Consider the following 9,512-nt stretch of genomic DNA (forward strand, 5'->3'; position numbering starts at 1 on the left):
TAACCCATCATTCGGTTACGGCGGTTATTGTTTACCAAAAGATACCAAACAGTTATTAGCCAATTACGATGACGTGCCAAACAACCTGATTAATGCGATTGTGGAATCGAACCGTACCCGTAAAGACTTTATTTCCGATGCTATTATTGCCAAAGCACCACGCAAAGTGGGGGTCTATCGCTTAGTGATGAAAGCCGGCTCTGATAACTTCCGTGCTTCTGCGGTGCAGGGCATCATGAAGCGCATCAAAGCCAAAGGCATTGAAGTGGTGGTGTATGAGCCTGTGATGAAAGAAACCGAGTTTTTCCGTTCAAAAGTGGTCAATGATTTAGCAGAATTTAAAGCTCAATGCGATATCATTTTAGCCAACCGCATGGTGCCTGAAATAGAAGATGTGGCAGATAAAGTCTATACACGTGACTTATTTGGAAATGATTAAAATGAGTATGTTAATAGATAAGCATTTAGTTTCTGTCATTATGCCATGCTATAATGCACAGAATAATATTCTAAAAGCTATCCAATCTGTTCTTGAACAAGATTATCAAAATTTAGAGTTAATCATTATCGATGATAATTCAACAGATAACACAATTAATATCTTGAATCGCCTGAACGACCCTAGAATTAATATAATTTTTTCCAATATAAATCAAGGTGCTGGCATATCTCGCAATATTGGAATTGAAAGAGCTAAAGGCCGCTTTATTGCTTTTTTAGATAGTGATGATGTATGGCTAAAAACAAAACTAAGCGAACAAATTAATTTTATGTTGGAAAATAATTATCGATTTACGTTTAGTTATTACCAACATTTGAGTGAAACTGGATTAGGAAAAATTATTACGGCTCCTAAATTTACCACTTATCATAGGTCGCTGTATGGAAATGTTATTGGCTGCTTAACTGTCATTTATGATACTGCACATTTCGGAAAGCAATATATGCCATTGATCCGTAAGCGGCAAGATTTTGGCTTATGGTTAAAATTGCTTTCATTAGAAGAAAGAGCCTACTGCTATCCAAAAGTGTTAGCTCACTATCGTACTGATTCAGGGATGACTCAAAACAAATTGAATGCGGCTAAACATCAATGGTTATTTTATAGGGACACATTGAAGCTGAGCATTATTCGATCTACTTGGTATTTTTCATTTTATTCTCTTTATGGCTTTTTAAAGCATTATACCTCAAGATAGTAAAAAGCTTAATTATACCTCAAGATAGTAAAAAGCTTAAAAGAAATGCTACTAAATACATTTGTATAGAAGTGATATCAATTTTTAATAATAATACATCTAAATCAATATTTTTACATATTTATTATAGGAATAGCTCATTTATGAAGCTGAAACGCCTTTCTATTACTGTACTTATGCTAACTGCATTAACAGGCTGCACCGTCACCCCTGGTGCCTATGTTTCGACCTCAGGCAAAAATGTGGTTAATACGGGTGACCGTGATATAACCAAATTGGTCGATATTTACCCAATCTCACCAAAGTTGTTGGATGATATGTACACCGCACCCACCATCGCCAAACCGAATGCACAGTTAGAAAAGCAACTGACTAACTATGAGTACCGTGTAGGTGCTGGTGATGTATTAACCATCACAGTATGGGACCACCCTGAATTGACCATTCCTGCGGGTTCCTACCGTAGTGCGCAAGATTCCGGTAACTGGGTACACTCTGATGGAACTATATATTACCCATATATCGGTAAAGTTAAGGTTATCGGTAAAACTGTCACGGAAATCCGTACCTTAATCAGCAACCGCTTAGCCACCTATATTGAATCCCCACAAGTGGATGTCAGTATTGCCGCATTCCGCTCACAGAAAATGTATGTGTCGGGTGAAGTGGCAAAACCGGGTACATTGCCAATCACTAACGTCCCACTGACTATTTTAGAAGCCTTTAATAATGCAGGTGGATTAACGGAAAAAGCTGATTGGGATAATGTCGTTCTTACCCGTAACGGCAAAGAAATCAAAGTGTCATTACAAGATTTAGTTCAGTACGGTGATTTAACCCAAAACTACCTGATGCTGCCAGGCGATGTGCTGTATGTCCCGCGTAATGACTCACAAAAAGTGTTTGTAATGGGTGAAGTCGGTCAACCAACCACACTGACCATTGACCGTGCAGGGATGAGTATCACTGAAGCGCTGAGCAAAGCCAGTGGCCTTAACCAAACGACCGCTAATGCAACAGGGGTATTTGTTATTCGCCCAATTAAAAACCAGCCAGCAGAAGACAAAGAACTCGAAGCACTATTACCGAAAAAAATGGCCGCTGTCTATCAGCTAGATTTATCCGATGCCACATCACTTGTGATGGGTACTGAATTTAAACTGCAACCTTATGACTTAGTGTATGTTACCGCTGCGCCTGTAGTACGTTGGAACCGCCTGATTACCCAACTGTTACCAACTATCGCTTCATATAATCAATTGACCGAAGGTACCAAGCGGATTCACGACTGGTAATCGATATGTTTAATAATATTCTTGTTGTTTGTATGGGAAATATCTGTCGCTCTCCTACTGGGGAGCGTTTATTGCAACAGCATTTTCCCGGAAAAACTGTTCATTCTGCGGGTATTATCGCCAAAAATGACATGCCAGCCTATGACAGTGCCATCCGGATTGCTAAGCAACATAGTCTTTCCCTTGAAAACCATCAATCACGTCGGTTAACTAGCGAATTATGTAAAAAAACCGACTTAATCCTAGTGATGGAAAACGACCATATTGCTAAAATCCACCAACAGTTTCCTGAAACCCGCGGCAAAGTAATGTTATTTGGGCAATGGATCAATAAAACCGAAATCCCAGATCCGCACAAACGCAGTGATGAAATGTTTGAACATGTTTATCAGTTAATGGAAAAAGCCGCCATCGCTTGGCAAGGAAAAATTTAATTTTATTTATTGGATGACTTAACATTTAACCTATTATGAACACAACAAAAAATAGCTCCCCAGCCTCAGATGAAATCGATCTGCTCGCCCTGTTTAAAGTTTTGAAATCCAACACCATTAAAATTGGGTTTTTTACTGTTATTTTTGCAGCTATCGCCATCGCATACAGTTTATTAGCAACCCCCATCTACCAAGCCAACGCCACCTTACAGTATGACAAGCTTGGTCAAGTTTCATTACTCGACCAAATGAGTGATGTGATGCCATTTGGTAACAGCAATAACCAAGTGGATTCCGAGATTGAGGTGATTAAGTCCCGTATGGTATTGGGTAAAACCGTCTCTGACCTGAACTTAGACACCCATGCTACCCCTGAAGGCTTTATCAGTAAATTACTTGGTGAAGTGGCACCCGTTCAGGTTGACCTGTTCCAGTTACCTGAAAACCTAATTGACCAGCCATTTACCCTGACTTATTTAGGGGATAATAATTATTCCCTAAATGTGGACGGCCAAGTGTTACAAGGTAAGGTGGGTGAAATTCTGAAACAAGGTGAAATTAACCTGTTAGTTTCCAGTTTCGCGGCTAAAACTGGTGAAGAGTTTTCATTAATCAAAAATGCCCGTTACTCAACCATTGAAGACTTACGCAACACCCTAACCATCGCTGAAGTGGGTAAAGGTACCGGTATTATCAGCTTAGCCATTAAAGGTGCGGATAAAGTCGAGAATGTTAACATCCTCAACAGTGTTATCCAAAACTATGTTGACCAAAATACCGAACGTAAAAAAGAAGTGACTAACAATACGTTAGTGTTCTTAGATGGCTACTTACCTACGATTAAAAAGAAATTGGATAACTACGAAAACCAGCTCAATGCGTTTCGTAAAAAGAATGAATCTATTGATCTCTCATTAGAAGCCAAGGCCGCATTGGATACTGCACTCCAAGTTGAAGAAAAACTTAATGAACTAACTTTTAAAGAAGTAGAAATACAGCAGCTGTATACTCGTAACCATCCCGCTTATCAGTCGCTACTTGATAAGCGCCAGCAACTGTTACGTGAAAAAGAAAAAATCAGTAAAGCTATCCAAAAACTGCCTAATACCCAACAAGAAATTGTGCGTTTAACCCGTGACGTTGCTGCAGAGCAAGCTATCTATACGCAGTTAGTGGCGAAACAGCAGGAACTTAGCGTATTGAACTCTGGTATTACCGCCGATGTGCGTATTATTGACTCCGCTGAGTCACAACCAAAGCCTGTAGCACCGAAAAAATCACTGATTGTTGTACTTGCCACAATCCTTGGCTTTATTATTGGCTGCGCGTATGTAATTGCCCGCGAGTTCTTTAATAATAAAATTAAGAGCACGGAAGATATTGATGCACTGGGCGTTAATGTCTACGCCACCATCCCATTCTCTACCTATGAGAAAAAACTGATTGAGGCGGGCAATAAAAACCCATTAGCGATAGAAAACCCAGCGGATACCGCTGTTGAAGCTATCCGTTCATTGCGTACCAGTGTGTACTTCTCAGTAATGAACCAAGGTAATAATCTGGTGATGGTGACCAGTGCATCTCCTGGTGTAGGGAAAAGTTTTGTCACCTCCAATATGGCGGTGGTACTGGCTAATGCTGGTAAAAAAGTATTATTAATCGATACCGACTTACGTAAAGGCCGCCTGCATAAAGCTTTTGGGTTAAGTAATAAAGCAGGGCTATCTGAATACTTATCTCAACCAAACTTAGAATCACCAACCATTCATGCCAATGTGATTGAAAACCTCGATGTGATTTGCCGCGGTAAAAATGTCACTCACTCCTCTGAGTTATTAATGGGTGAGCGCTTTAAGCAGTTACTGGATAAAGTCAAAAACCAATACGATATTGTGGTGATCGATACCGCACCAATCTTAGCAATTACGGACTCGGCGATTATCGGTAAGTATGTTGGCACTTCACTGCTAATTGCGTTCTATGGCGTCAATACCGTAAAAGACGTTGACTTATCACTCAAACGCTTTAAGCAAAATGACATCGAAATCACTGGTGTGATATTAAATGGTATCGACGCAAGATCTGACGATTATAACTATCACTACGAATACTAAGAATCAGGGATAATATTGATGAATAATCAAGTTCTAGTCACTGGTGGTCTTGGCTACATTGGTAGCCATACCTGTGTGCAAATGATCCAGCAGGGAATGCAGCCAATTATATTGGATAACCTGCATAATGCTAACCTTGAAGTGCTGAACCGTATTGAAGCGATTACAGGCACAAAACCCGTATTTTACCAAGGTGATGTACGCGATAGCCAAATTTTAGACACTATTTTTGCCAATCATCAAATTCATTCAGTGATCCACTTTGCAGGCCTCAAAGCCGTAGGTGAGTCGGTTGAAAAACCGATTGAATACTATGATGTTAACGTCAATGGCACATTGGTATTAGTGGAAAGCATGAAAAAAGCAGGCGTTAAAAGCCTAATTTTTAGCTCATCGGCGACTGTTTATGGTGACCCAGAAGAAGTTCCATTAACGGAAAAATCCACGGTTGGTGGCACCACTAACCCATATGGAACCAGTAAGTTTATGGTGGAGCGTATCCTGTCCGATTTATATGTAGCTGAAGATGATTGGTCACTGACATTGCTGCGTTACTTTAACCCTGTTGGCGCACACCCATCCGGAACCATGGGTGAAGACCCGCAAGGTATTCCAAATAATTTGGCACCGTTTGTTTCACAAGTCGCTGTAGGCCGCCGCCCACAAGTCATGGTATTTGGTAATGATTACCCAACACCAGATGGTACTGGTGTACGTGACTATATTCATGTGATGGATTTAGCAGATGGCCATATTGCTGCACTAAATAAAGTTAGCCAGCAAGCAGGATTACATGTTTACAATCTTGGCACAGGAACTGGCACAAGTGTACTGGAAATTATTACTGCTTTTGAAAAAGCGGCAGGTAAACCAATTAAATATGAAATTGTAGCAAGACGCCCCGGTGATATTGCGGAATGTTGGTCTAGCCCAGACAAAGCATTTAAAGACCTAGGCTGGAAGGCGCAGTATTCTATTCAAGATATGGTGAATGATAGCTGGCGTTGGCAGTCCATGAACCCTAATGGTTATAATAGCTAACCTCAACGAGTTATTTCAGAGACGAGCCTTTATGGCTCGTTTTTTGTTTTCAGGGGTACAAATAATTTTTACGGCACAAATCAAAGTTCCGCATGAAAATAATGCGATTTGCGCGTACACTCTTCCCATCATTTTTATCATCACAATATCAGTTAAACGCTATGCCACACATTGTTTTATTCGAACCTGAAATACCACCAAACACGGGTAATATCATTCGCCTCTGTGCCAATACGGGCTTTAGTTTGCACCTTATCCACCCGCTCGGGTTTACGTGGGATGATAAACGCCTGCGCCGTGCTGGGTTAGATTACAGTGAGTTTGCCGATATCAAACATCACCATGATTATTATGCATTTTTGAAAAGTGAAGGGCTAAACCCGGATAATAACCAATCTGAAAGTGGGGCGCGCGTGTTTGCCTTAACCACCAAAGGTAAGCCAAGCCACAGTAATGTCAGCTATCAAGAAAATGACTATTTAATGTTTGGCCCTGAAACGCGCGGGTTGCCACCTTATGTACTCGACAATATGCCAATGGAGCAAAAAATTCGTATTCCAATGTTGGCCGATAGCCGCAGTATGAATTTATCGAACTCGGTTGCCGTTGTCGTGTTTGAAGCGTGGAGGCAGTTGGGGTATGCAGGGGCGTTATTGAAAGATTAATGCCATATTCGAGCTGTATAGTATGGACTCCGATTCTTTGAATCCTATTACAGCTCGATTTATGCAAATAGGCTTTTATTTTCTCATTAAATAAAAAGAGAGGATTAGGTGAAAATTAGTCTTAAAAAGCAAATTAAAAATACGACTACTGAAACTGTAAATAGTGATAGTAAACTAACAGAAACCACCTACTTATTATATTCTCCAGCCAATGCTGAACATCTAAAAAAATCTATTGCTCAGTTTAAAGCTGGTAACATATTAAAAAGAGAGATCTTTGAAAAATAGGCATAAAGAGTTTCAGAAATAATTAGCTCTCTCAAATCCCATCCCCATTTTCAAAACCCCAAATACTACCATTAAAGTTTTGATCCATTTCTAAGGATGGCTTATCGCTGGTTGGTTTGCCAACAATGCGTGCAGGAACCCCCGCCACTGTGGTATGAGGAGGTACAGGGTGAAGAACAACCGAACCCGCGCCAATTTTTGCGCCGCGGCCGATTTCGATGTTGCCTAAAATTTTTGCCCCTGCCCCAATCATTACCCCTTCCCTGACTTTGGGATGGCGATCGCCACAGGTTTTGCCTGTCCCGCCAAGGGTAACCGACTGTAAAATCGACACATCATTTTCCACGATGGCGGTTTCACCAATCACAATACCCGTTGCATGGTCGAGCATGATGCCACAACCAATACGAGCAGCAGGGTGAATATCCACACCGAAAGACACTGATATTTGGTTTTGTAGGTAAACCGCGAGTGCTTGGCGGCCTTCTTTCCACAACCAATTGCCTATGCGATAGGCTTGCAAGGCGTGGAAACCTTTTAAGTACAATAATGGAGTGGAATATTTATCAACGGCAGGGTCACGTAGGCGAACCGCAGCTAAGTCCATAGCCGCAGAGAAAATCATACTTTCGTCATTGCGATAGGCTTCTTCAACGATTTCGCGCACTTCCAGAGCAGGCATGATAGGCGAGCTGAGCTTGTTCGCCAGCATATAGCTGAGCGCACTGCCCAAGTTGTCATGCTTTAATAATGTCGCGTTAAAAAAACTGGCTAGGAGTGGTTCGCAGTCAGCAAGCGACTTCGCTTCTTCTTTAATGAAGCCCCAAATTCTATCCAATTCTTCACGCGACATAATCACTCACCTATCTATTTTTATATTTACCCTATTATGTAACTTAACCAGACTAATTTTTATTAATCCTGCAGTTTTGGCATATCTGCAATTTCATCTTTCGTCGCTCGGCCTAATAGCGCTTGCGCCGCCTCTAACACATTTTTATGACGGTAAAGGATTTGATAAATTTGCTCTGTAATTGGCATTTCGACACCCGCGCGTTCAGCGAGTGCACGGACTTCTTTGGTATTTCTATATCCTTCAACCACTTGGCCAATCTCTTTTTCCGCTTCTTCAACGGTAATGCCATCGCCGAGCATCATGCCAAAACGGCGGTTGCGGGATTGGTTATCGGTACAGGTTAACACAAGGTCGCCTAAGCCTGCCATCCCCATAAAGGTTGCAGGGTCAGCACCAAGGGCGGCACCTAAGCGGCTCATTTCAGCGAGGCCACGTGTAATCAACGCAGTACGCGCATTCGCCCCAAAGCCCATGCCATCAGAAATCCCCGCACCGATTGCGATGACGTTTTTTACTGCGCCACCCAGTTGCACCCCAACCATATCCGGGTTTTTATAAACACGGAAACTTTTGCCACAATGGAATAATTGTTGTAAATCATCACCAAATTGGCTGTCGCTCGCCGCTACAGAAATTGCCGTTGGTAAACCTGCGGCTAATTCTTTTGCAAACGTTGGGCCAGATAATACCGCCAGAGGAATTTCATTGCCTAATACCTCACGTGCCACTTCTTGCAACAAACGGCCAGTATCCCTTTCTAAGCCTTTCGTTGCCCAAATAATGCGGGAGTCAGGTCGTAAATAAGGTTGGATTTGTTTGAGTACATCACCAAAAACATGGCTCGGTACGACTATCAAGATATTGGGACTCGCCTCAACGGCGCGTTTTAAGTCCGTTTCGAGAGATAAACTATCAGGGAAAGAAACGCCAGGCAAAAATGCCTGATTGCTGCGATCTTGTTCTAATTGATGAATGTGTTTTGGGTCATGGCCCCATAACACCACCTGATGTGCATTACGTGCAAGTGTAATGGCTAAAGCGGTGCCGTAAGAGCCGGCACCGATCACTGTCATTGAAGCAGTATTCATTAAGCGTCCTGTTGAACTTCTGAGTTCTGCGCTTGTTCACCTTGTTGCTGCTGTAAATAGTTCATGAACAGTGCATCAAAGTTAACTGGCGCTAAGTTCAATTGTGGGAATGTGCCACGGCCCACTAAGCTGGTGATCGCTTCACGTGCATATGGGAACAGAATGTTCGGGCAGTATGCACCTAAGCAATGCGCCATTTGAGTGCCTTCGATACCTTCGATAGAGAAAACACCGGCTTGCTGGACTTCACACAGGAAAGCGGTTTCTTCACCTAAAGTTGCTGTCGTAGTGACACGTAAAACAACCTCATAAACGCCTTCTGACAGCTGAGTTGAAGAAGTATCTAAATCTAATTTAATTTCTGGCTGCCATTCTTGTTGAAAGATGTGCGGCGCGTTAGGTGCTTCAAATGAAACGTCTTTTGCGTAGATACGTTGAATTTGAAAAACCATTTCTGAGTTGTTTTGTTCTGACATAAGTTTAGTACCTTTTAACTTCCATATGAATTTTCCCTGTTATTCTTTGAGCTACA

At 41.8% G+C, this 9,512-nt stretch carries 11 protein-coding genes; 8 read left to right on the forward strand and 3 right to left on the reverse strand.

The window, feature by feature from the left end:
* The 8 genes from PR808_RS19795 to PR808_RS19830 all read left to right on the forward strand — a co-directional run.
* Positions 1-439: UDP binding domain-containing protein (locus PR808_RS19795; protein WP_272539951.1), on the forward strand; the 439-nt coding region annotated here is incomplete at its 5' end.
* Between the two features lies 1 nt (position 440).
* The gene (locus PR808_RS19800; RefSeq protein WP_336298200.1) at positions 441-1,199 is read left to right on the forward strand and encodes a glycosyltransferase family 2 protein; all 759 of its coding nucleotides are present in this window, start codon (positions 441-443) and stop codon (positions 1,197-1,199) included.
* 143 nt (positions 1,200-1,342) lie between these two features.
* A complete protein-coding gene (locus PR808_RS19805; protein WP_272539952.1) occupies positions 1,343-2,494 on the forward strand; it encodes a polysaccharide export protein in 1,152 nt (383 codons plus the stop codon).
* Between the two features lie 5 nt (positions 2,495-2,499).
* Positions 2,500-2,928: an arsenate reductase/protein-tyrosine-phosphatase family protein gene (locus tag PR808_RS19810; RefSeq protein ID WP_206085814.1), complete on the forward strand. Its 429-nt coding sequence runs from the start codon at positions 2,500-2,502 to the stop codon at positions 2,926-2,928.
* Positions 2,929-2,963: 35 nt separating this feature from the next.
* Positions 2,964-5,042, forward strand: coding sequence for a polysaccharide biosynthesis tyrosine autokinase (locus PR808_RS19815; protein WP_272539953.1), 2,079 nt, complete (start codon positions 2,964-2,966; stop codon positions 5,040-5,042).
* An 18-nt stretch (positions 5,043-5,060) separates the two neighbouring features.
* Positions 5,061-6,083: a UDP-glucose 4-epimerase GalE gene (galE, locus tag PR808_RS19820; RefSeq protein ID WP_272539954.1), complete on the forward strand. Its 1,023-nt coding sequence runs from the start codon at positions 5,061-5,063 to the stop codon at positions 6,081-6,083.
* 161 nt (positions 6,084-6,244) lie between these two features.
* Positions 6,245-6,748 carry a tRNA (uridine(34)/cytosine(34)/5-carboxymethylaminomethyluridine(34)-2'-O)-methyltransferase TrmL gene (gene trmL / locus PR808_RS19825; protein ID WP_272539957.1) on the forward strand — a complete coding sequence of 168 codons (504 nt, stop codon included), beginning with the start codon at positions 6,245-6,247 and terminating at the stop codon, positions 6,746-6,748.
* A 108-nt stretch (positions 6,749-6,856) separates the two neighbouring features.
* On the forward strand, positions 6,857-7,036 hold the full coding sequence (locus tag PR808_RS19830) for a hypothetical protein (protein WP_272539955.1): 180 nt from the start codon (positions 6,857-6,859) through the stop codon (positions 7,034-7,036).
* A 31-nt stretch (positions 7,037-7,067) separates the two neighbouring features.
* Here PR808_RS19830 and cysE read toward each other — a convergent pair whose 3' ends face one another.
* The 3 genes from cysE to secB all read right to left on the reverse strand — a co-directional run bounded on the left by cysE (position 7,068) and on the right by secB (position 9,456).
* Positions 7,068-7,889 (reverse strand): serine O-acetyltransferase, encoded by an 822-nt coding sequence (gene cysE / locus PR808_RS19835; protein ID WP_206085795.1) that lies wholly within the window; start codon positions 7,887-7,889, stop codon positions 7,068-7,070.
* A 62-nt stretch (positions 7,890-7,951) separates the two neighbouring features.
* The gene (gene gpsA, locus PR808_RS19840; RefSeq protein WP_206085793.1) at positions 7,952-8,980 is read right to left on the reverse strand and encodes an NAD(P)H-dependent glycerol-3-phosphate dehydrogenase; all 1,029 of its coding nucleotides are present in this window, start codon (positions 8,978-8,980) and stop codon (positions 7,952-7,954) included.
* Complete coding sequence (gene secB / locus PR808_RS19845) at positions 8,980-9,456, reverse strand: protein-export chaperone SecB (protein WP_206085785.1); 477 nt, start codon at positions 9,454-9,456, stop codon at positions 8,980-8,982. Before secB ends, gpsA begins: the two co-directional genes overlap by 1 nt.
* Positions 9,457-9,512 lie beyond the last annotated feature (56 nt).

Source organism: Providencia sp. PROV197, from assembly GCF_028479625.1.
GTDB lineage: Bacteria > Pseudomonadota > Gammaproteobacteria > Enterobacterales > Enterobacteriaceae > Providencia > Providencia vermicola.

Excerpts from the sequence above, each read along its gene's own strand:
- PR808_RS19800 (WP_336298200.1), top strand. The coding sequence starts at position 441 with ATGAGTATGTTAATAGATAAGCATTTAGTTTCTGTCATTATGCCATGC.
- PR808_RS19805 (WP_272539952.1), top strand. The coding sequence starts at position 1,343 with ATGAAGCTGAAACGCCTTTCTATTACTGTACTTATGCTAACTGCATTA.
- PR808_RS19810 (WP_206085814.1), top strand. The coding sequence starts at position 2,500 with ATGTTTAATAATATTCTTGTTGTTTGTATGGGAAATATCTGTCGCTCT.
- PR808_RS19815 (WP_272539953.1), top strand. The coding sequence starts at position 2,964 with ATGAACACAACAAAAAATAGCTCCCCAGCCTCAGATGAAATCGATCTG.
- galE (WP_272539954.1), top strand. The coding sequence starts at position 5,061 with ATGAATAATCAAGTTCTAGTCACTGGTGGTCTTGGCTACATTGGTAGC.
- trmL (WP_272539957.1), top strand. The coding sequence starts at position 6,245 with ATGCCACACATTGTTTTATTCGAACCTGAAATACCACCAAACACGGGT.
- cysE (WP_206085795.1), bottom strand. The coding sequence starts at position 7,889 with ATGTCGCGTGAAGAATTGGATAGAATTTGGGGCTTCATTAAAGAAGAA.
- gpsA (WP_206085793.1), bottom strand. The coding sequence starts at position 8,980 with ATGAATACTGCTTCAATGACAGTGATCGGTGCCGGCTCTTACGGCACC.
- secB (WP_206085785.1), bottom strand. The coding sequence starts at position 9,456 with ATGTCAGAACAAAACAACTCAGAAATGGTTTTTCAAATTCAACGTATC.